Consider the following 20,748-nt stretch of genomic DNA (forward strand, 5'->3'; position numbering starts at 1 on the left):
GATCCGACCCGCTCGGCCCGGTCGACCGAAGCAACCGGTGCCGGCGACGCGGCCGGCTCGTCCGATGCCGCGCGTACCGGCGGTGCGGCTGATGCCGGCGGCGGGGTCGGCTCGACCGGCGTTGGCGATGTGGCTGGCTCGTCCGATGTCGCGAGTACCGGCGGTGCGGCTGATGTCGGCGGCGGGGTCGGCTCGACCGGTGTTGGCGATGTGGCTGGCTCGTCCGGTGTGGCGCGCTCTGCCGATGCGACTCGCGTTACCGGTGCGGCCGGCTGGACTGATGCAGCCGGCTCAGCCAATGCGGTCCGCTGGACTGATGCGGCCGGGGCGGCTGATGCGGTCCGCTGGGCTGATGCGGCCGGGGCGGCTGATGCGACCCACACCGCGGATCAGCGGGCGGCTGACGACACTGCGGCGCGGGCCACGGCGCCTGGTCCTGGCTTGGGGGAGCGTGGCGAAGCCGGGCCGGCCACGAGCCGCGGCCGCGCGGATGTCGAGCCGGCGCGTGAACGTGCCGTCGAGCCGTGGGCGGGTCCGGACTCGGTGGTGGAGCGTGGCGGCCGGAGCCCAGTCGAGCCGACGTCGTCCGGTTCCAGGTCCTTTTTCGCGCGGGGCGGTTCGGCGGGAGTGGGGGACTCCGCGCGGGAACGACCAGCCGGGCGGAACGTGGGTCAGCCCGCTGAGAACTCCGGGTCCTATTTCGCGCGGGGCGGTTCGGCAGGCGTGGGGGACTCCGCGCGGGAACGACAGGTCGGCCGGGATGCGGGTCAGCCCGCTGAGACGTCGGGATCGTACTTCGCGCGGGAGCGGCGCCGTGGGAACATGCCGGCCGAGCGGGATGCTTCGGGGCACGGCGGGGCGCTGACTCCGTCCGAGCGTGGTCCGAGCCGCGACCTGGTCGGTGGCCGCGAAGTGGATGATCGTGAGGGCGCGTGGGCCGGTCGCGACGCGGGTGGGCGTGACCTGGGTGGTGGCCGTGAGCCGGATGCCGGGGGCGGTCGCGACGCGGGTGGGCGTGACTTGGCTGGTGGCCGTGAGTCGGATGCCGGGGGTGGTCGCGACGCGAGTGGGCGTGACCTGGCCGGTGGTCGCGGGCCGGGTGCCGGGGGCGGTCGTGATGCGGGTCGGCGCCGGGGGAATGATGATGGTGGATCGGGGGCCGGTAAGGCTCTGATGACGCCGGAGGAAGCTGGGCGCTTTGCCGACGTCGAGGCGGTCGGGCGGCCCAGCCGGAACCAGTTTGCCGGGCTTCCGGCTCGGCGGGTGGAACGGGCGGTGCGGCCGGGTGCCGAAGTGCATCTGCCGGACGGGTCGGAACGGGAAGGCGGCGCTCGCCCCGGGTGGGCGTCGGGCGGGTCGGGGGCTCACCGCGTACGGGAAGAGGGTGGGTCTTTGCCTCCGACGGGAGGGCCGGCGCCGCGGCTGCCGGGGTTCGATATGCCGCACGTCATGCCGCCGATGGTGGCGCGCGGGACGAGGGGGACCGGGGACGGGATGGATCCGGCCGACGATGCGTTGTTGCTCCAGACGCAGCGGCTGTTGAGCACCAGCCTGACCTTCGCGGGCGGGACCGACGACGTGGCCGAGCGGCTGCGGGCGGCGCTGGTGCAGGCGCATCCTTCGTTGCTGGCCGCTGTGCCGGGTGGGGCCGAGACGCAGACGGCGCAGCTCGCGCGGGCGCTGACCTGGCTCGTGCATCATCTGGACCGGCCGCCGCTGCTCGTCGAGGGCACCGGGCGGCTCGGGGCGGCGCTGGCCGCGTGCGGGGTCGAGCCGGCGCAGCTGCAGCTGGTCGGGGCGGCGCTGGCCGAGGCGATGCGGGCGGGCATGGCGCCGGGGCAGTGGCGGCAGGATTTCGACCTGGCCTGGCGGTCGACGTGGCAGCACGCCTTCGAATGGATCGCGCACGGTGCCGCCCGGGCCGGCTACGAGCCTCCGGTGTGGGACGCGACCGTCGTCTCGCACGAGCTGCGCCGGCCCGACCTGGCCGTGGTGCGGTTGCGGCCGTCGCTGCCGATGCCGTTCCGGCCGGGGCAGTTCGCACGCGTCCAGGTGGCGGGGCAGCCGGCGATCTGGCGACCCTATTCGCTGGCCGGGGCGCCGCGGCGGGACGACCTGATCGAGTTGCACGTGCGGGCCAAGACGACCACCGGCGTGAGCGGCACGCTGGTGCACGAGACGCGGGTCGGCGACCACGTGCGCCTGAGCCGGGCCGAGGGCACCATGACGTTGCCGCCCGACACCACCCGGCCGCTGCTGATGATCGCCGGGGACACCGGGGTGGCGCCGCTCAAGGCCCTGCTGACGGAGCTGGCCGACACCGGTGATCCGCGGACGGCCGTGCTCTTCTGGGGCGTGCGTAATCTGGACGAGCTTTACGACATCGACGAGATCGCCGCAACCGCGCGGGCCGCCCGCCGGGCCACTGTGGTGCCGGTCGTCTCCGAGGGCGACCCCGGCCCGTACGCGTGCGGCCTGGTCACCGACGCGGTCGCCGCCTACGGCGAGTGGTCGGAGGCCGAGGTCTTCCTGGCCGGCCCGCCGCTGATGCTGGCCGCCACAAGCCTGGCGTTGCAGCAACTGGGCGTCACCCCCGCCCAGATCCACCACGACGCCCCGGAGTGATCGCGGCGGCGGCCTGCCCTCCCGAGCCGCCGGCTGTGCGGCCGGCGGGGCCGGCCCGGGGCGGCATCGCGGCCGGCCCGCGTGGTCGGCTGCGCAGCCACTGGGGCCGGCTCGGGGCGGCATCGCGCCCCGCGTGGTCGGCAGCGCAGCCGCCGGGGGCGGCCCGGGGCGGCATCGCGCCCCGCGTGGCCGGCTGCGCAACCACTGGGGCCGGCTCGGGGCAGCGTCGCGGCCCGCGTGGTCGGCTGCGCTGCGATAGCTTGCGCGGATGGAGCGGAAGGTGCACGCCTGGCGGATCGAGGAACGTGAGATCGAGCGGCAGGAGTCCCGGCGGGGACGGCGCCACGCGTACGTCAGTCTGGTGCCCGGACGAACCGCGCTGATCGTTGTGGACATGGTGCCGTTCTTCGTGGAGGAGAACGAATACACGTACGGGATCGTGCCGAACATCTCGCTGCTGGCCGGCACGCTGCGGGCCCGGGGTGGCACCGTCGCGTGGGTCCTGCCCGGGACGACCGAGCCGACCCCGGTGGCCGAGGAGTTCTTCGGTGTGGAGCAGGCGAGAGTGTTCGCCCGGACCGGGGGTGAGGGGCCGCTCCGGGAACGCGTCTGGCACGAGTTCGAGATCCACGACGACGATCTCCTTGTGGAGAAGACAGCGACCAGCGCGTTCTTTCCGGGTTTCTCGCCGCTGCCCGGGCTGCTGCGGGACCGTGGGGTCGACACAGTCGTGATCACCGGGACCGTGACCAACGTCTGCTCGGAGGCGTCCGCCCGCGACGCCGCGACCCTCGGCTACCGGGTGATCTTCGTGGCCGACGGCAATTCCGCCCGGCGCGACGAGGACCACAACAGCACGCTGTACACGATCTACCGGACGTACGGGGACGTGCGCACCACTGAGGACGTGGTCAAGCTCATCGACAGGCCGGGCGGGAGCGCGGTCGGGCCGGGCGGGAGTGCGGTCGGGCCGGGCGGGAGTGCGGTCGGGCCGGGTGGGAGCGCGGTCGCGCCGAACACTGGGGCCGGGTAGGTCGGGCTATGCCGCCGGCCCGGGTGAGGGGACCTTGTAGCCGGGGACGGACGGCCAGCGGACGGTCAGGACGATCGACTCCTCTTCGGCCAGCCACGAGTGGTCGACGCCGCGGCCCCACACGACGTAGTCGCCGGGCTCGGTCAGGACGACTGTGCGGTCTCGTAGCTCGACGTGGAAGCGGCCGCTGATCAGGATCAGCAGGGCCGTCCGCTGCTCGCCGGTCACCCACTCGGCTCGGCGGTCGCCCTTCGGGTGGCGGCCCCATTTGACCTCGACCTCGGCACTGTTCCGCGGATCGCCCGGCGGGCGGAAGTGGCCCAGCAGCCAGCCCTGCTCACCGGGCGCATCCAGATCGGCCTGGCCGACGTAGACAACGCCGTCGGGGCCACCGTCGACGACGGATCCGGCCTGGACCGGGCCCCCGGTCGCGGCGTCGGCCGTGCGTGCTGCTCCGGCAACGTCCGCGGGCGCCGTGTCACCGACGCCGGGCACAGGATCGGGCATGGCTCAGAGGGCGTCGGTCAGGATCTTGGCGTACGTGGCGGGCACGTACGTCGGGCCGCCGGGGGTCAGGACGTCGTCTCGGGACGCGGCGGCCCACGCCGACGCCGGCACGGCCGACCGGAGCGCGACCAGCACCGGCGCGTCGTCGTCGAGCATGGACAGCGCCACCACCGACTCCTCGACCTCGCCGACGCACTCGAACGGCTTGTGCGCGTCGATGCCCAGCAGCTCGAGGAAACCGGGCAGCTGACCCAGGTCGGCGAACAGGTCGTGGCCGAAGATCTTGTTGAGGCGCTCGCGCGGCATGGCGGGGGCCATTGCCAGGTAGACGAAGCGGCACTTCGGGCAGTCGCCGCACCAGCGGGCCGTCGGGTCGTGCAGTTTGAATGCCTTGTTACAGCTGGTCACGACGTCGTCGTACTGGGTGTGACGGGCGAACAGTTGCGCGATGTGCAGCTCGGAGAGCGACCGCAGCAGCGAGAAGTACGGCTCGGTCAGGCCGGCGTGGGCGGTCACAGCGGCTCGCAGCAGGCCTTCGGCCGCGACCCCCTTGGACCACTGGTGGTTGACCTCGTGACCGTTCCAGATCAGGTTGGGGTCGGAGGCCGAGCGCTCGTTGGACATCACCACCGGGCCGAGGCCGTGCCAGACGGCGGTGGCGATCGCGATCAGCGAGTTGATCGCGGTGACCGGGATGTGGCCGTTGAGGGCGCCCGCCTTGTTCAGCTCGAACAGCCGCGGGTCGAGCTGGCGCCGCGCGGCCAGGGCGGGCAGGCCGGAGGCGGCGTTCACGTTGACGATCACCGGGTTGGGGTTGACCGAGAACGGCACCGGGTCGAGCCCGGCCGCACGCAGGATCTCCAGGGTGACGATCGAGTCCTTACCGCCGCCGACGGCCGACAGCGGGCGGCCCTGGCTGTTGTCGATCAGCGGGACCGGCTCGAGCGTGCCGGGCGTCTCGACGACCAGGTCGAGCACGTGCGGCAGCTGGTTGCGATAGGCGTATTCGGCCATGCCCGACGTGTAGACCGCGGTGAAGAAGGAGGCGACAGGTGGCGCCACCGGCCCGGGCGCGATCACCCGCGCGGGCGCGCCGACCTTGAAGTAGCTGACGCCGGCGACAACGTGCAGCAGGTCGAGCACCGGGGACAGCGCGGCCGGCACGGGACCGGGAGCAACGGGCAGCGTGATCGTCTCGGTGAAATGCAGCGGCGAAGGCCCGTCCAGCACGTAGTCGAACGTCGCCACCCCGGTCTCGGGGTCGAACGATCGCGAGGGGAAGCGCATGGCGTCGAACTGCACCCGGAACTCCTGACGTAATGGCCGACGGGCAATACTAGTGCCACTCGACGAGGAGGAGACGAACGTGCGCCTGGCAGACCTGAAGGGCCGGTCGGTGGCGGTCTGGGGCACGGGCCGCGAGGGGCGGGCCGCGGTCAAGGCCATTTCCCCGTACGGTCCGTCGCGGCTGATCGCCGTGGACGACAGCGCGAACTTCCTCTCGGTGACCTGGGACGACGACCTGGCCGCGCTGGCCCCCCTGGCCGGGGGTGACCACGCGTTCCCGGCGCTGGTCACGGCCGACGTCGTGGTGCGCTCGCCGGGCGTGCCGCAGACGCACCCGTGGATGAAGGAGCTGCGCGAACGCGGCGTCACGGTGACCGGCGGCAGCGCCCTGTGGATGGCCGAGCACGCGTCCAGCACCATCGGCGTCACCGGCAGCAAGGGCAAGAGCACCACGTCGAGCCTGATCAGCCACCTGCTGGCCGCGGTCGACCGGCCCAACATCTTCGGCGGCAACATCGGCGTCCCGCTGCTCGATCTGCCCGATGCACCCCTCTATGTCCTTGAGCTGTCGAGCTACCAGTGCGCCGACCTGACCGACTCGCCGCGGGTCGCCGTCGTGACGTCGCTGTTCCCCGAGCATCTCGACGCGCACGGCGGCGAGCGCGAGTACTACCGCGACAAGCTCAACCTGCTGCGCCACAGTCCGGAAATGATCGTCGTGAACGGCACCGACGAGCGACTGCGGGACGAGATCCGCGGGCTGACCGACGCCAACGGCTTCCCGCCGATCCCGGCCGCGGCCGGCGACTCCCGGTTCCGGGTCGAGGACGAGACCGTCTTCTGCTCCGACGAGCCGCTGTTCCCGCGGTCGGCGCTGCGGCTCAAGGGCGCGCACAACGAGCGCAACCTCTGCGTGGCGCTGGCCGTGCTCGACGGGCTGGGCATCGACGTGCCGGGCTCGGCCCGGAAGCTGGCCGAAGCGGTGGCGTCGTTCGAGGGGCTGCCGCACCGGCTGACCGAGATCGCCGATCCGTCCGGGCTCACGTTCGTCGACGACACGCTGTCGACCAGCCCTTATGCGACGATGCACGCGATCGACGCGTACGCGGGAAAGCCTTTGACCGTTCTTGTCGGTGGCACCGATCGGGGCGTCGACTACTCAGTGTTGCGAGACTTCCTGGCCACGCGTGAACTCACCGTGATCGGCATCCCGGACAGCGGCCCCCGCATCCTGGCCGAGCTGACCGGCCTCGAGAAGATCAAGACCGTCAATGCGGAAGACCTTCCCGAGGCCGTACGGCTGTCGCGCGAGCTGACTCCGGCCGGTGGCGTGGTGCTGTTGTCGCCGGGGGCGCCGAGCTACGGGCGTTACCGCAACTTCGAGCACCGTTCCGAGGCGTTCGTCGAGGCGATCCGGGCGACTGCCTAGTCCCACCACATCCGCCACACCGGGGCATCCTGCAGCGAGCCGGCCAGCTCGGTCAGCGTGTCGGCGAAGTAGAAGTCGTAAGCGCCGTCGTTGTACGCCATGTACTCCCAGGCGAACGCGGCCGCCTCGAGCCGGGTCGCGGGCGGCCGGGCCACCGCGAACTCGGCCGTCGTGCCGGTCAGCGAGACCAGCTCGGCGCCGAAGCGCTCGTGCCAGTAGCGCAGGATCGCCGCATGCTCGGCCGGGATCGGGAAGTCGTTCCAGCCGCCGTAGTGCAGCACGGCCGGCACCATCCAGCCGTCGGTCGCGGGCACCAGGGCGACCAGGGCCGGCTCGTCGCCGAAGAAACCGGAGCCGCGTCGTTCGGGCTCGTCCGGCCAGTCGCCCGCGCCCTGGAGCGCGGCCGTGATCTCGGCGGTCAACTCGGGCCCGTAGATCTTCAGCTTGGCGGCCTGGCTCCCGGCCAGCAGGGCGGCGCCGTCCAGGGCCGGGACGCGGGCCAGGGAGGTGTCCAGATCCTCGTACGCGTACGCGTCGACCAGATATTCGGGCGCCTCGTCGTCCATCAGGACGGGCCACAGCCCGGTGCCGGGGTGCGCGTCGCGCAGACGCTGCCACCACTCGACGGCCTCGTCTCCGGATGCGGTGAAGCCGAGCACCGGCCGGCCGGCCGGAGTTCTCATCAGTTCGCGGAGCGCGGGCAGGCCCGGCACGAGTGGCTGTGACACGCCGACATGATCGTCCACGCCGCTTCGGTTTTGTGCCCCAGGTGCGCCTCCGGACAGAGGGGGCGCTTCGCGGGTGACTGCCGAACCGAAGATCGGCTCCCACGTCGGCGCAGCTCAGGGGGCTGCCAAGGCCGGCGGGGGAGCCGGCCAGGCGTACGGGGAAATCTTTTGATCTTGTTTCTTGGGTTAAAACAACGTTTCACAGACGCCAAGAGATGGGTCGTTCGGCCCACGCGGCATCGTCTGATCGGGCCACTCGGCGATGTCGAAAGGGCCATGACAAAGTCGGGCAAAACCGGTCACGTGATGGCGGTCACGTCGTAAAGAACATTTCCGGATCGATGGCCGTCAAGGGGTGGCCGCGTAACACGCGTTCATCGGCGCTGGTCAGGTAACGGTTTGAAAACTTCGCCCAACTCCTTGACACGGAGGGGCGGTTAGTAAGAACTTTTACCGCGACAGTAAACACTCCTTCCTGAAAGGGTGGCCCATGAACGAGCCGGAGATGGACGGCGCCGCGGCGACCGCGGTCGTCGACCCCCTGGTTCGTGGCGCCTCGGCCACTCCGGATCTGAACAGCCACGGCAGCACCATGCAGAATCACGGCGTTCAGGCCCGCGTGCGATCGCTGCTGCCGGAGTTCACGGGGGCTCTGCGGCGCGTCGCCGAGCAGGTGCTGACCGACCCGGCCGCGGCCTCGCGGGCCACCATCGTCGAGCTCGCCGAGCGCAGCGGCACCTCGCCGGCCACCGTCACCCGGTTCTGCCGGGCGCTCGGTTTCGACGGGTACGCGGATCTGCGGCTCGGCATCGCGGCGGAGACCGGGCGGGCGCGTTCCGCCGGGTGGACCGTCGACATCGGCCGCGAGATCCAGCCGAGCGACCCCCTGGAACGGGTGCTCGGTCAGATCATGGCGGCCGACACCCAGGCCATGCACGACACGGCCGAGCTCCTCGACCTCGCCGAGGTCGAGCGGGCCGCGGTCGCGATCGCCGCCGCGCCCCGGGTCAACATCTTCGGCGCCAGCGGATCCGCGCTGGTCGGCGAGGAGATGCAGTTCAGCCTGCACCGCATCGGGGTGCCGGCCTGGGCCTGGACCGACGTGCACAACGGTCTGGCCAGCGCCGCGCTCTCCCGGCCCGGCGACGTCGCGCTCGGTATCTCCCACTCGGGGGAGACCGGCGAGACGATCGAGCTGCTCGCCGAGGCGAGCAGCCGGGGCGCCACCACGATCGCTCTGACCAGCTTCCCGCGCTCGCCGCTGGCCGAGCTGGCCGAGATCACCCTTGTCACCGCGACCCAGGCGACCACCTTCCGGCCGGACGCGCTCAGCGCCCGTCACCCGCAGCTGGTCGTGCTCGACCTTCTCTACGTAGCCGTCGCGCAGCGAACCCACGAACGTTCGCACGCCGCCTTCCAGCGCACCGCTCAGGCCGTATCCGGTCACAAGGCGGCGAAGGACGGCAGCACCACCTGAGAGTTCCATCCGCACCCTGAATATCCCCAGAAAATAATCTCCCCAGGAGGAAAGCGTGAAGCGCAAGATCGCCGCAGTCGCGGCCATCGCGGCGACACTGCTCGGCGCCGCGGCCTGCGGCTCCAACAGCGACGACGACGCCCCCACCACTTCGGCTTCCGGCAAGGTCGACGGCGCCGGCAAGACCCTCAAGGTCTGGCTGATGGTCGACGCGCAGAGCGCGTGGAAGCCCGTCGTCGACGACGCGAGCAAGCGGTTCACCGACGCGACCGGCGCCCAGGTCAACGTCGAGTACCAGCAGTGGGCCAACCACCTCACCAAGCTGGACGCCACCCTGGCCGGCAGCGACGTCCCGGACGTCGTCGAGCTGGGCAACACCGAGTTCCCCAAGTACGTCTTCTCGGGCGCGTTCGGCGCGGTCAACCCGGGCGACTACGAGAACTCGAGCTCGTGGCTGCAGGGCCTCAAGGGCGCCTGTGACTTCGAGGGCAAGACCTACTGCGTGCCCTACTACGCCGGTGCCCGCGTGCTGATCTACCGCACCGACCTGTTCAAGGCGGCCGGTATCGCCGAGGCCCCGAAGACCTACGACGAGTTCCTCTCCGACGCCGACAAGCTGCAGGCCGCGTCGAAGTCGAACGCCAAGTTCGGTGCCGTCTACATGCCGGGCCAGTACTGGTACGCCGCGATGAGCTGGGTCAAGTCGACCGGTGGCGACATCGCGAAGCAGGAGGGCGACAAGTGGGTCGGCCAGCTCTCGCAGCCCTCCTCGATCGAGGGTCTGCAGCGCTGGGTCGACATGGCCAAGAAGTACTCGAAGGCCGACCCCACCAAGAACGAGAACGACCAGGCCAACACGTTCGCCCAGGGCACCGCGGCGATGTTCTACGGCAACGCCTGGGAGCAGGGTGCGGCCGAGGAGGTCAAGAAGGACCCCAACAACCCGGACTCCCCGATGGTTCCGACCAAGGTCAAGGGCAAGCTGGCCGCCGCGCCGATGCCCGAGGTCCCGTCGTTCCTGGGTGGCTCGAACCTGGGCATCACCGAGAAGAGCCAGCAGAAGGAGCTGGCCGCTCAGTGGATCAAGGCCTTCACCGACAGCAAGTCGATGGCCGGGCTGGTCAAGGCCAACGCCCTGCCCAACGCGACCTCGCTGCTCGACCAGGCCGCCACGGACAACAAGACGATCGCGCCGGCCGCGCTCGCCGCGAAGAACAGCTGGTTCCCGCCGAACGCCGAGAAGTGGGCTGACGTCGAGAAGAGCGCGGTCCTGCAGACCATGCTGACCGACATCCTGACCGGCAAGAAGTCGGTGGCCGACGGTGCCAAGTGGGCCGACGACCAGATCAACTCGACGCTCAACGAGAGCTGACATCCGCCGAGCTGCCCGCCTCTGACGGGGCGGGCAGCTTGCCCGCCCCTTCAGAGAGGGAAAAGCCGATGTCCGTCGTCGACTCCCCGGCGACCCGACGGCCCCGCGATCCCGGTGGGCCGCAGCAGAACCGGGTCCCCGGTCACGCCGCCCCCCGGCGCCGTAAGCGCAACAGCGGTCTGGTCCCGTGGCTGCTCGCGCTGCCCGCACTGCTCTTCATCGCCGGACTGCTGGGCTACCCGCTGATCCGGATGCTCGTCCTGTCCTTCCAGAACATGCGCCTGCGCGAGCTGATCAGCGGGCGCACGCCCCCGTGGGTCGGCTTCGACCAGTACACCCGGGTGCTCTCGGACGGAGTCTTCTGGGGAGTGGTCGGCCGTACGGTCGCCTTCACCGTCGTCTCCGTACTCATCTCGGTGGTCTGCGGACTGGGCATCGCGCTGCTGATGCGCCGGGTCAGTCACGGCGTCCGGCTGTTCATGATCATCGCGATGATGTTCGTCTGGGCCCTGCCCCAGCTCGTCGCGGCGCAGATCTTCCGCTGGATGACCGACTCCGACTTCGGCGTCGTGAACTACCTGATCGACCTGCTGCCCGGGGTGAACTACCAGAACCACAGCTGGTTCGTGAACCCGTGGCAGGGCTGGAGCGTCATCACCACGCTGGTGGTCTGGGCGGGCATCCCGTTCCTGGCCATCACGCTCAACGCCGGCCTGACCCAGGTGCCCAAGGAGCTGCTCGAGGCGGCCACGGTCGACGGCGCCACCCCGTGGCAGTCGCTGCGCAACATCATCCTGCCGATCCTGAAGCCGCTGCTGATGATCGTCACCACGCTCTCGGTGATCTGGAACTTCGGCCTCTTCACGCAGGCCTGGGTGCTGCGTGACGGTCACCCGGAGCCCCAGTTCCAGACGCTGGCCACCTACTCGTACACGCAGGCCTTCGGTCAGGCCCGGTACAGCCTCGGCTCGGCCATCGCGGTCATCACGGTGCTGCTCATGTTCGGCGTGATGGTCTTCTATATCCGTCAGATGTTCCGGATCGGAGAGGTGGACTGATGGCCGCCGACATCACCAGCCCGGTGGCCATGCGGGCCCGCAAGAAGCGCCGGGACGACAACGGCTCGCTGACCGTGGGTCGCAGCCGGGCCGGCACCATCGTGGCCAACACCGTCGGGATCGTCTTCGGCGTGCTCATGCTCTTCCCGGTCTACTGGGTGCTGAACACCGCGTTCAAGCCGGCCGACGAGGTGCTGGCCCTGGAACCGGGGTTCTGGCCGTCCAACCCCACGTTCGACAACTTCATCTCGGCCTTCAAGGCCCCGCTGTTCCTCCAGGACATGCTCAACGGCGTCGTCATCACCCTCTTCGCGGTGGCCGGCGCCCTGGTGGTCGGCTTCCTCGGGGCCCTGGCGATCGCGCGGTTCTCGTTCTACGGCCGCAAGGCGATCATCCTGGTCGTCCTGGTGGTGCAGCTGGTGCCGTTCCTGGCGCTGCTCATCCCGCTGTTCCTGATGCTGCAGAACGTCAACCTTGGTTTCACGACGCTCAACTTGACCGACAGTTTGATCGGTGTGAGCATCACCTACCTCGTGCTGATCCTGCCCTACACCGTCTGGACGCTTCGCGGCTTCATCTCGGGCATCCCCCGGGAGCTCGACGAGGCCGCCATGATCGACGGCTGCACCCGGGCCCAGGTGTTCTGGCGCATCATCCTGCCGCTGACCGGTCCCGGCCTGGTCGCCACCAGCGTCTACGGGTTCATCCAGGCCTGGAACGAGTTCATCATCATCAACACGCTGAACAGCCCGGACAAGCAGAACCTGATGGCCTGGCTGCTGCAGAACCAGACAACGCGCGGTACCGCCTGGGGGCCCCTCATGGCCGGTGCGATCATCACCTCGATCCCGGTGGTGATCTTCTTCCTGATCATTCAGCGGAATATCGCCACGGGCCTCACGGCCGGCGCGGTCAAGGGATGATCCGGATTCAACACCAGTAACAAACAGCAAGCACTGAGGAGATGCTGTGACCGACATATTCACCAAGCCCGAGTTGGACCGCCGTACGCTGCTGCGCCGGGCGGCCGCCGTCGGTCTGCTGGCCACCCCCGCCGTGAGCATGCTCAGCGCGTGCGTCGGCAGCTCCGACGACACCACCCAGGAGCAGGCCACCGGCACGAAGTCGGCGGACAACCCGCTCGGCATCGACCCCAAGGCCGGCGTCGAGATCGTGATCTTCAACGGCGGTCTGGGCACCAAGTACGCGACCGACGTCGACACGCCGCTGTTCAACAAGAAGTGGCCGGACGCGAAGATCACGTACTCGCAGGCCGAGGAGATCTCGACCATCGTCCAGCCCCGGATCAACGCCGGCAACCCGCCGGACATGATCAACAACTCGGGCTCGAAGCTGATGGACTTCGGCGCGATCGTCAAGGCGGGCCAGGCGGCCGACCTGACCGACCTGTTCGCGGCGCCGTCGCTCGACATCGCGGGCAAGACCGTGGCCGACACCCTGGTGCCGGGCGCGATCGAGCAGGGTTCGTACGACGGGAAGCCGTTCGCGGTCAACTACTCGTACACGGTGTTCGGTCTCTGGTACAACGCGGCCCTGTTCAAGAAGAACAACTGGACCCCGCCGACCACCTGGGCCGAGTTCACCGCCCTGTGCGACAAGATCAAGGCGGCCGGCATCACGCCGTTCGGCTTCGCGGGCGCCAACGCGTCGTACTACATGGTCCGCGCGATCATGACCAGCGCCGGCAAGATCGGCACCGAACAGGTCCTCAAGGACATCGACAACCTGAAGGCCGGCGCCTGGACCAACGACGCCGTCAAGCAGGCCGCCGAGGCGTGGGCCGGGATCGGCAAGAACTACATCAACAAGACGTTCCTCGGCCTGCGGCACACCGAGGTCCAGCTCCAGCAGAACCAGGACAAGGTCGCGATCTACCCGTGCGGCTCCTGGCTCGAGAACGAGCAGGCCAAGGACACCCCGTCCGGCTTCGAGTACGCGATCATGCCGTACCCGAGCGTCACCGCGGCCGACAAGCTGCCGGCGGCCGCGATCAACGCCGCGGCCGGCGAGATCTACTTCGCCGCGGCCAAGGCCAAGAACCCGCAGGGCGGCAAGGAATACCTGCGCACCATGCTCAGCAAGGAAGCGGCGCTGGAGTTCACGAAGCTCACCAAGTCGCTTACCGTGGTGGCGGGTGCCTCCGACGGCGTCACCATCTCGCCCGGACTGACCAGCGCCAACGACGCGGTCACGAAGGCCGGCAAGGACGTCTTCATGGGCTACCTGTTCGACACCTGGTACAAGAAGCTCGATGACGAGTCGCGTGCGGCCGCCAACGACCTGATGTTCAAGGACTACGACGCCGCGAAGTTCTGCGACCGGATGGAGAAGGCGTCCCAGGCCGTGGCCAAGGACAGCTCCGTCACCAAGTTCACCCGCAGCTGATCATTTCGTAAGGCAGGACGGTAGGCGCCATGCGGCACGGCAAGTATCCCTTCATCATCGGCTTCCTTGTCGTGCCGGTGGCGCTCTACGCGATCTTCGTGGTCTGGGCGTACATCCAGGCCTTCTACCTGTCGGTCTACGAATGGTCGGGGCTCGGGCCGGTCACGAACTTCGTCGGCCTGGGCAACTTCCAGAAGATGATCCACGACACGCTCTTCTGGCAGTCGATCAAGCACAACGCGTTCCTGCTGATCCTCCTGCCGCTGATCACGGTCATCCTGGCCCTGGTCTTCGCGTTCCTGCTGAACGTGGGCGGCGGCCACAAGGGCGGCGTGACCCGGGGCGTCTGGGGCTCCAAGGTCTACCGGGTCATCTTCTTCTTCCCGCAGCTGCTGGCCCTGGCCATCGTCGCGGTGATCTTCGGCCGGGTGTTCGGGCCGGACAAGAGCGGCATGATCAACGGCCTGTTCCCGGAGTCGTGGCAGCCCTGGCTGTTCCTGGCCGACGAGCGCTACGCGATGGCCTGCATCCTGGTCGTCCTGGTGTGGCAGGCGGTCGGCTTCTACGTCGTGCTCTTCTCGGCCGGCATGGGCAACATCCCGCAGGAGGTCTACGAGGCGGCCGCGATCGACGGCGCCACCCGGGTCACCCTGTTCTTCCGGATCACCATCCCGCTGCTGTGGAACACGGTGCAGGTCGCCTTCGTCTACCTCGGCATCGCCGCCTTCGACGCGTTCGCGCTGGTCAACATCATGACCGTGGACCGCGGCGGCCCGGACGGCGCGACCTCGGTGCTCAGCCTGATGATCTATCGCAACGCCTTCGAGTTCTCGCAGGCCGGCTACGCCTCCGCGCTCGGCGTGGTGCTTTTCTTTGTGACCCTTTCGTTCGCCTGGGTGACCCTCTCGGCCACCCGGCGCGAATCCGTCGAAGCCTGATCGGCGAGAGGCGAGACGATGACCACCATCACCAAGACCCCCGGAACCACGGCCCGATCGGCCGGCCGCGCGCCCGACGAGAAGCGCGACCTCAAGATCGCCACCGGCCTCTCGCACGTGGCCCTGGTCGCCTGGGCCCTGATCACGGCCGGCCCGCTGCTGTGGGTGCTGCTCGCGTCGTTCAAGAGCAACACCGAGATCTTCCTGGGCAAGCCGTTCGCGCTGCCCAACAGTTTCTCGTTCGAGACGTACGCCAACGCCTGGAGCGACGCGCACATCGGGCGCTACTTCATCAACAGCGTCTTCGTCGTGGTGATCAGCACCGCCGGCACGATGCTGTTCGGCGCGATGGCGGCCTACGTGCTGGCCCGGTACAAGTTCCCCGGTAACCGGGCGATCTACTACCTGTTCGTCTCGGGCCTGGCGTTCCCGACGTTCATGGCCCTGGCGCCGCTGTTCTACATCCTCAAGAGCATGGGGCTGCTGGGCTCGTACACCGGCCTGATCCTGGTCTACATCGCGTACTCGCTGCCCTTCACGATCTTCTTCCTGGCCGCTTTCTTCAAATCTCTCCCGTACGAGATCGAGGAGGCCGCGACGGTCGACGGCGCGTCGCACGTCCGGAAGTTCTTCCAGATCATGATGCCGATGGCGCGCTCCGGACTGGTCAGCATCACCATCTTCAACATCGTCGGCCAGTGGAACCAGTACCTGCTGCCGGTGGTCATCATGAGCGGCCCCGGCGCCGACCAGAAACTGCTGCTGACCCAGGGCATCGCGCAGATCAGCGTGTCGGCCGGCTACCAGGCCGAATGGTCGACGCTGTTCGCCGCGCTGGTCCTCACGATCCTGCCGATGATCGTCGTGTACGCCATCTTCCAGCGCCAGATCCAGGCGGGCCTCACCGCAGGCGCCGTCAAGTAAGACCCTTTTCGCCGTACGCCCCGACTCCGCCCCGCCACCGACAGACCCTTCCCGCAGCAGGCCCCGGCTCCTCCCCGCCACCGTCCGGCGCGGAGGAGCCGCGGCTTTCCAGCCCCGCGCGGCGCCGCTTCTACGGTGGCGGCTGCTCGTGCGGTGCCGCTTGATGGTGGGGTGCTCCTTAAGCGGGGCCGGGTTCTGGTGTTTCGGGTGGGCGGCGGCGCCACTCAGCCGGGGGCACTCCGACGACGCGGCGGAACGTGGCGGCGAACGCGACGTCCGAGCCGTAGCCGACGCGGGCGGCGACCGCGGCGACGGTCAGGCGCTCGTCGCGGAGCAGGCGCTTGGCATGATGCAGGCGCAGCGAGCGCAGATAGTGCATCGGCGGCTCGCCCACCACGGCCGCGAAGCGGGCGGCGAACGCCGTGCGGGACAGCCCCGCCGCGGCGGCCAGCGTGGCGAGCGTCCACGGCCGGGCCGGCTCGGCGTGAATCGAACCCAGGACCGGGCCCAGGTGCGGGTCGCGCAGCCCCGCCAGCCATCCGGGATGGTCGGTCAGGCCGCCCGACTCGCGGAGCGCGCGGGCGATCAGCGCGTCGGACAGGCGGGCCATCACGACATCGCTGCCCGGGCCGGCGTCGAACGCCTCCTGCCGCAGCACCTCGACATAGGGAGCCAGCCAGGCCGGCGGCGAGCCGTCCTTCCCCGGTACGTGGATCACCCGCGGCATCCCGCGCAGCGCCGGGTGATCGGGATCGCCCGCGATGAAGGCGCCGCACACGATCGTCGTGCCGCTGTCGGTGCTGCTGGCGCTGCTGGTGGGGCCGCCGCCGCGTAACCGGACCCCGGCGGTGCGGGCCGCCAGTTCGAAGCCGGACGTGGCGATTGCCGCCCGGCCGGAGCGCAACTCGTGGTCGTCGCCGCGGGGCAGGATCACGGTGTCGCCGGCCGTCAGCGGAGTCACTGATCCGTCCGCCAGCACCAACTCGCACGCACCGGCCGCGATCAGGTGCACCCCACGGAGGCCGGGGCGGTCGAAGACCAGGCGGAACGGCGCGCCCATCTCGATCCACCGATAGGCCGCACTGGTGAAACTGACCTCGCGCAGCACGAGGCCCAGGACGTCCGGTGTGCTCTCCGGGACGGACACACATGGAGTGTCCCGCCGCCACTTCCTAGCGTCGAGAGCATGAGAGACATCGTGGTAACCGGCTCGACCGGAATCGGCGGCGCGGTGGCGTCCGCACTGGGGGAGCGGGCCCTGACGATCGGCCGCCACGGCATGATCCGGGCCGACCTGAGTTCGATGGAGGAGACGGCCCGCGCGGCCGCCGAGATCTCGTCCGTCCGGGCGATCATCTGCTGCGCGGGCGTGTTCACGCTGCGCGCCACGCACACCGCCGAGGGCTTCGAACGGGCGCTCGCGCTCAACTACCTGTCCCGCTACCTGCTCGTACGGCTCCTGCGGCCGCGCCGGGTCATCCTGGTCGCGAACGCCGGTCGATACCGCGACACGCTGGGCCCGATGCCCGACCTGAACCTGCGAGCCGGCGGTCGTGGCCTGAGGATCGCGGGCCGGACCCAGTTCGCGAACGACCTGTTCGCCGTCGAGTTGGCCGCCCGTCACCCCGACATGGCCGTGAGCTGCGTCTTCCCCGGGCTCGTGGCCACGAGAGTCTTCCGCGACGCACCCGGCGTACCCGCTCCTCTGCGCCGCGTCCTCGACGCGGTCCAGCAGCGCGTGGGCGCCGACCCGGCCCGGGCCGCCGAGACGCCGGTGGCGCTGGCCGTCGAGGATCGCGAACCCGGCTTCTACGGCCCCGGATGCGCGCCGCTGCCCATTCCGTCGCGCGTGCTCGACGGTCGTCGGCGCGAGCTGTGGGAGGCCACCGACGATCTGCTGAAACCCTGGCTGACCTGATCGGTCACAGAGGTGGGTTCACGCTGGGCCGGTCCGCACCCTCCAGTTAGGTATGGACGCTGAGCTGTGGATTTTTGCGCTGGCCCACGCGGCGGCGGCGCTGGGGTTGTGCCTTCGCCTACGCTGGCGGCTGCGCCTCGAACGGGTACGCGCCCGCCTGCTGGTCGATCTCGCGGGCCGGCTGTCGCGGCGGGGAGGCGGCGAGTTCGAGGACGGCCGGACGAGGCTGACCGTGACCCCGGCCAAGGGGCGTGAGCATGGATGACCACGAGGCCCAGCGGACCGCGCCGGCCCGTCCGGACGACGTGCCCGCCGAGCCCGGTGCGGACTTCGATGCCTTCTACCGGGACCACAAGCCGAGGCTGGTCGTCTTTCTGCGCTACCAGGGCGCGCCGATGGCGGAGGCGGCCGACCTCGCCCAGGACGCCATGATCAAGGCGTACACGCGGTGGTCGACGATCACCTCCCCGAAGGCGTGGACCAAACGGGTCGCCTCCCGCGCGTGGGGCCGCCGCCTGGCCAGTCTCGACGAGGATCTGGTGGCCGAAGTGCCCGGCACCTGGATGACCGTCTCGGACATCACGGTCTGGGAGCAGCAGTTCGACCTGCTGCGCGTGCTCGACGCGCTGCCACTCCGTCAGCGGCAGGTGCTCGCCTGGACCTTGGACGGGCACACCCCGGCCGAGATCGCGGTGGAACTGCGGATGACGCCGGAAGCCGTACGGTCGAATCTCTACAAGGCGCGGCGTGCGGTGGCGAAGTATCTGGAGGAGCGGTCATGACCGATCCCGACCGTTGGCTCACCGAGCGCCACCAGGAGTTCGTCGAGTCGGTGGCCGACGCCCTCGACCTGGAGGCCGGGCTGCGCGACGCCACCCTCGCCCGCCGGCACGAGGAGTTCGTCGCCGGTGTGGCCGGCTCGCTCGATCTGGAGGGTGGTCTGGCCGCCATCACCTCGGCCCGCCCGCGCGAGACCGCCGGCGTGGTGCCCGTCAACGAGTTGCCGGACCGCCTGGCCGATGTCGACCTCCGACTGCGGCTGCGGGCCCGGCCCACGTTGCACAGGCTGGCGGTCGTCCTGGAGGCCATGGCCTCGGTGGCCTCGGAGCAGCGGCGGATCACGGCGACTCTCGACGCGGTCGGCAATCGGATCGCCCGGCTCGTCGCCGACTGGCCGGCGGTGCCCGCGCATTTCGACGAGTTCTCCGTGGACAGCCTGGCTGTGGTGGTGGGTCGGATCAGGCGGGCTCGGGCGGCCGTGGAGGGTCAGAAACCTGGGCCCGCGAATCCCGGGTTGCCGGAACTGCGGGAGTCGCTGGAATCGGCGCTTGATTTCATGATGTCCGTCGCCCAGCCGGTCCGGTCCCGGGTCTTCGAGTTGGTGGCCGCCGGTCTGTCCGACGAGGAGGCGAACCACCCCGACTTCCTCATCCTCCGCACGTCGGCGGTCGTCGGGATGAAGACTCTGGCCGAGATGGCGCAGCAACGGGGTGGGGCCGGGACACCGACGGTGGTTCTCGGCCGGGTGCTGGCCGCATCGGTGGACCTGGCGTGGATTCTGTCCGCCGCGGTGGAGGCGGCGCAGAGCCTGACCTGGCGGTCGGCGGACGAGCCGGATCTCAACGAATATCTCGACCGGGCTCACGAGGCCGCCCGCCAGGTGGCCGGGATCCTCGGCGTCCCGGCGATCGGCGAGTTGGCGGATGCCCGGCCCGACGACGTCCAGCGGCTGCGCCGGCAGATCGACGACTTCCGCGGCGCCGACATCGAATCACTCGACCTCGAGGACGTGGTGCTGACGGGGATCCGCTGGTCGGACGGCACGCGGTGGCCCCTCGGCTGGGAAGACCGGGTGCGGCAGAGCTCGGTCCCGGTCGGCCCGGGTGAGTACGAGATCCGTGACCGCCCCGCCGAGCGGGACCGCACGCTGTTCTAGCCCCACACCTCGGCGGCCGTCTCGACGATCAGGGACAGCTTGGCCACCTGCTCGTCGTAGGTCAGGACGTTGCCCTCGACGGTGGAGGAGAAGCCGCACTGCGGGGACAGGCAGAGCTGTTCCAACGGCACGTACCGGGCCGCCTCGTCGATGCGGCGCTTCAGGGTGTCCTTGGATTCCAGGGCGCCCCGCTTGGTGGTGACCAGGCCCAGCACGACCATCTTGCCCGGCGGCACGAAGCGCAGCGGCGCGAACGTGCCGGAACGGTCGTCGTCGTACTCCAGGAAGAAGCCGTCGACGGCCAGTTCGCTGAACAATGCCTCGGCCACGAAGTCGTAGCCGCCCTCGGCCGTCCACGAGGAGCGGAAGTTGCCCCGGCACATGTGGGTCGTCACGGCCATCGTGGACGGCCGGTCGGCGATCGCCGCGTTGATCTGGCGGATGTAGCGCAGATGCTGGTGCTCGGCGTCGTCGCCGCGGTCGGTCAGCAGGCGGCGCTGGGCCGGGTCGTTCAGGTAGGCCAGGCTGGTGTCGTCGAGCTGCAGGTAGCGGCAGCCCAGTTCGCCGAGCCGCGCGATCTCCACCGCGTACGCGGCACTCAGGTCGGCCCAGAACGTGTCCTCGTCCGAATACACAGCCGGATCGATGGCCGCCCGCCCGCCACGGTAGTGGACCATGCTCGGCGACGGGATCGTCAGCTTGGGCGTCACCGACGGGTCCACGACGGAGCTCAGGAACGCGAAGTCGTCTCCGAAGATCGTCTCGTTCAGCCGGATCGGCGCGTCGATGGCGAGCGCGGCCGACTCGAAGTCGATCTCGCCGTCGGCGTTGCGGAAGTGCACCTGGATCTTCTCGTCGGTCGGGTGCACGCCGCCCAGGCGGTAGATGAAGTCCATGTGCCAGGACGTGCGGCGGAACTCGCCGTCGGTGGCCGACCGCAGCCCGGCGTCACGCTGCATGCGCACGACATCGCGGATGGCCGCGTCTTCGGCGGCGTGCAGTTCGACGGCGTCGATCTCGCCGGTGGCCCGGCGTTCCCGCATCGCGAGCAGGGAGGCGGGCCGGAGCAGGCTGCCGACGTGGTCGGCCCGGAACGGGGGCGTCGTCATG

General features: G+C 69.9%; 20 protein-coding genes. 15 read left to right on the top strand and 5 right to left on the bottom strand.

Annotated elements, in window-relative coordinates; all coding sequences use genetic code 11:
* Positions 1-877 precede the first annotated feature (877 nt).
* From KOI35_RS20735 to KOI35_RS20745, 3 genes are all read left to right on the top strand, one after another.
* Positions 878-1,174 carry a hypothetical protein gene (locus KOI35_RS20735; protein WP_215789153.1) on the top strand — a complete coding sequence of 99 codons (297 nt, stop codon included), beginning with the start codon at positions 878-880 and terminating at the stop codon, positions 1,172-1,174.
* A 344-nt stretch (positions 1,175-1,518) separates the two neighbouring features.
* Positions 1,519-2,625 (top strand): FAD-binding oxidoreductase, encoded by a 1,107-nt coding sequence (locus KOI35_RS20740; RefSeq protein WP_246613446.1) that lies wholly within the window; start codon positions 1,519-1,521, stop codon positions 2,623-2,625.
* Positions 2,626-2,893: 268 nt separating this feature from the next.
* On the top strand, positions 2,894-3,658 hold the full coding sequence (locus KOI35_RS20745) for a cysteine hydrolase family protein (RefSeq protein ID WP_215789155.1): 765 nt from the start codon (positions 2,894-2,896) through the stop codon (positions 3,656-3,658).
* A 6-nt stretch (positions 3,659-3,664) separates the two neighbouring features.
* On the opposite strand, the gene KOI35_RS20750 is transcribed toward KOI35_RS20745, so the two are convergent.
* Together KOI35_RS20750 and KOI35_RS20755 are read right to left on the bottom strand one after the other, a co-directional pair.
* Positions 3,665-4,165: a cupin domain-containing protein gene (locus tag KOI35_RS20750; protein WP_308121086.1), complete on the bottom strand. Its 501-nt coding sequence runs from the start codon at positions 4,163-4,165 to the stop codon at positions 3,665-3,667.
* 3 nt (positions 4,166-4,168) lie between these two features.
* A complete protein-coding gene (locus KOI35_RS20755; RefSeq protein ID WP_498371307.1) occupies positions 4,169-5,467 on the bottom strand; it encodes a MurL-like N-terminal domain-containing in 1,299 nt (432 codons plus the stop codon).
* Between the two features lie 64 nt (positions 5,468-5,531).
* On the opposite strand from KOI35_RS20755, the gene murD reads away from it, so the two are divergent.
* Entirely contained in the window at positions 5,532-6,881 is a 1,350-nt protein-coding gene (gene murD, locus KOI35_RS20760) for a UDP-N-acetylmuramoyl-L-alanine--D-glutamate ligase (RefSeq protein ID WP_215789156.1), read from the top strand.
* Here the strand turns inward: murD and KOI35_RS48430 are convergent.
* Positions 6,878-7,609 (bottom strand): DUF4253 domain-containing protein, encoded by a 732-nt coding sequence (locus KOI35_RS48430; RefSeq protein WP_215789157.1) that lies wholly within the window; start codon positions 7,607-7,609, stop codon positions 6,878-6,880. The genes murD and KOI35_RS48430 overlap by 4 nt on opposite strands.
* Positions 7,610-8,099: 490 nt before the next feature.
* Between KOI35_RS48430 and KOI35_RS20770 the strand changes: the two genes are divergently transcribed.
* The 7 genes from KOI35_RS20770 (at position 8,100) to KOI35_RS20800 (ending at position 15,784) form a co-directional block, all read left to right on the top strand.
* On the top strand, positions 8,100-9,086 hold the full coding sequence (locus KOI35_RS20770) for a MurR/RpiR family transcriptional regulator (RefSeq protein ID WP_215789158.1): 987 nt from the start codon (positions 8,100-8,102) through the stop codon (positions 9,084-9,086).
* Between the two features lie 55 nt (positions 9,087-9,141).
* On the top strand, positions 9,142-10,458 hold the full coding sequence (locus tag KOI35_RS20775; RefSeq protein WP_215789159.1) for an extracellular solute-binding protein: 1,317 nt from the start codon (positions 9,142-9,144) through the stop codon (positions 10,456-10,458).
* Positions 10,459-10,526: 68 nt separating this feature from the next.
* On the top strand, positions 10,527-11,516 hold the full coding sequence (locus tag KOI35_RS20780; protein WP_215789160.1) for a carbohydrate ABC transporter permease: 990 nt from the start codon (positions 10,527-10,529) through the stop codon (positions 11,514-11,516).
* A complete protein-coding gene (locus tag KOI35_RS20785; RefSeq protein WP_215789161.1) occupies positions 11,516-12,439 on the top strand; it encodes a carbohydrate ABC transporter permease in 924 nt (307 codons plus the stop codon). Before KOI35_RS20780 ends, KOI35_RS20785 begins: the two co-directional genes overlap by 1 nt.
* Before the next feature lie 46 nt (positions 12,440-12,485).
* The gene (gene ngcE / locus KOI35_RS20790) at positions 12,486-13,922 is read left to right on the top strand and encodes an N-acetylglucosamine/diacetylchitobiose ABC transporter substrate-binding protein (RefSeq protein WP_215789162.1); all 1,437 of its coding nucleotides are present in this window, start codon (positions 12,486-12,488) and stop codon (positions 13,920-13,922) included.
* A gap of 29 nt (positions 13,923-13,951) precedes the next feature.
* Positions 13,952-14,860: a carbohydrate ABC transporter permease gene (locus KOI35_RS20795; RefSeq protein ID WP_215789163.1), complete on the top strand. Its 909-nt coding sequence runs from the start codon at positions 13,952-13,954 to the stop codon at positions 14,858-14,860.
* A gap of 18 nt (positions 14,861-14,878) precedes the next feature.
* Entirely contained in the window at positions 14,879-15,784 is a 906-nt protein-coding gene (locus tag KOI35_RS20800; protein ID WP_215789164.1) for a carbohydrate ABC transporter permease, read from the top strand.
* 178 nt (positions 15,785-15,962) lie between these two features.
* On the opposite strand, the gene KOI35_RS20805 is transcribed toward KOI35_RS20800, so the two are convergent.
* Positions 15,963-16,931 (bottom strand): AraC family transcriptional regulator, encoded by a 969-nt coding sequence (locus KOI35_RS20805; protein WP_215789165.1) that lies wholly within the window; start codon positions 16,929-16,931, stop codon positions 15,963-15,965.
* A gap of 39 nt (positions 16,932-16,970) precedes the next feature.
* Here KOI35_RS20805 and KOI35_RS20810 point away from each other — a divergent pair, with 39 nt between their 5' ends.
* Genes KOI35_RS20810 through KOI35_RS20825 form a run of 4 tightly spaced genes read left to right on the top strand, consistent with a single transcriptional unit; the run spans position 16,971 to position 19,638 of the window.
* Positions 16,971-17,702: a Rossmann-fold NAD(P)-binding domain-containing protein gene (locus KOI35_RS20810; RefSeq protein ID WP_215789166.1), complete on the top strand. Its 732-nt coding sequence runs from the start codon at positions 16,971-16,973 to the stop codon at positions 17,700-17,702.
* 52 nt (positions 17,703-17,754) lie between these two features.
* On the top strand, positions 17,755-17,967 hold the full coding sequence (locus KOI35_RS20815) for a hypothetical protein (RefSeq protein WP_215789167.1): 213 nt from the start codon (positions 17,755-17,757) through the stop codon (positions 17,965-17,967).
* Entirely contained in the window at positions 17,960-18,484 is a 525-nt protein-coding gene (locus tag KOI35_RS20820; RefSeq protein WP_215789168.1) for an RNA polymerase sigma factor, read from the top strand. The genes KOI35_RS20815 and KOI35_RS20820 overlap by 8 nt, the downstream gene beginning before the upstream one ends.
* The gene (locus KOI35_RS20825) at positions 18,481-19,638 is read left to right on the top strand and encodes a hypothetical protein (protein ID WP_215789169.1); all 1,158 of its coding nucleotides are present in this window, start codon (positions 18,481-18,483) and stop codon (positions 19,636-19,638) included. The genes KOI35_RS20820 and KOI35_RS20825 overlap by 4 nt, the downstream gene beginning before the upstream one ends.
* Here KOI35_RS20825 and KOI35_RS20830 read toward each other — a convergent pair.
* Positions 19,635-20,747, bottom strand: a complete 1,113-nt coding sequence (locus tag KOI35_RS20830) for a 5-methyltetrahydropteroyltriglutamate--homocysteine S-methyltransferase (protein WP_215789170.1) — start codon at positions 20,745-20,747, stop codon at positions 19,635-19,637. The genes KOI35_RS20825 and KOI35_RS20830 overlap by 4 nt on opposite strands.
* Between the last annotated feature and the right edge of the window lies 1 nt (position 20,748).

The organism is Paractinoplanes bogorensis (assembly GCF_018829635.1).
Taxonomy (GTDB): domain Bacteria; phylum Actinomycetota; class Actinomycetes; order Mycobacteriales; family Micromonosporaceae; genus Actinoplanes; species Actinoplanes bogorensis.

Coding starts and splice junctions, on each gene's coding strand:
- KOI35_RS20825 (WP_215789169.1), top strand. CDS start 18,481: ATGACCGATCCCGACCGTTGGCTCACCGAGCGCCACCAGGAGTTCGTC.
- KOI35_RS20750 (WP_308121086.1), bottom strand. CDS start 4,165: ATGCCCGATCCTGTGCCCGGCGTCGGTGACACGGCGCCCGCGGACGTT.
- KOI35_RS20770 (WP_215789158.1), top strand. CDS start 8,100: ATGAACGAGCCGGAGATGGACGGCGCCGCGGCGACCGCGGTCGTCGAC.
- KOI35_RS20810 (WP_215789166.1), top strand. CDS start 16,971: ATGAGAGACATCGTGGTAACCGGCTCGACCGGAATCGGCGGCGCGGTG.
- KOI35_RS20800 (WP_215789164.1), top strand. CDS start 14,879: ATGACCACCATCACCAAGACCCCCGGAACCACGGCCCGATCGGCCGGC.
- KOI35_RS20815 (WP_215789167.1), top strand. CDS start 17,755: ATGGACGCTGAGCTGTGGATTTTTGCGCTGGCCCACGCGGCGGCGGCG.
- KOI35_RS20795 (WP_215789163.1), top strand. CDS start 13,952: ATGCGGCACGGCAAGTATCCCTTCATCATCGGCTTCCTTGTCGTGCCG.
- KOI35_RS20780 (WP_215789160.1), top strand. CDS start 10,527: ATGTCCGTCGTCGACTCCCCGGCGACCCGACGGCCCCGCGATCCCGGT.
- KOI35_RS20820 (WP_215789168.1), top strand. CDS start 17,960: ATGGATGACCACGAGGCCCAGCGGACCGCGCCGGCCCGTCCGGACGAC.
- KOI35_RS20745 (WP_215789155.1), top strand. CDS start 2,894: ATGGAGCGGAAGGTGCACGCCTGGCGGATCGAGGAACGTGAGATCGAG.
- KOI35_RS20785 (WP_215789161.1), top strand. CDS start 11,516: ATGGCCGCCGACATCACCAGCCCGGTGGCCATGCGGGCCCGCAAGAAG.
- KOI35_RS20830 (WP_215789170.1), bottom strand. CDS start 20,747: ATGACGACGCCCCCGTTCCGGGCCGACCACGTCGGCAGCCTGCTCCGG.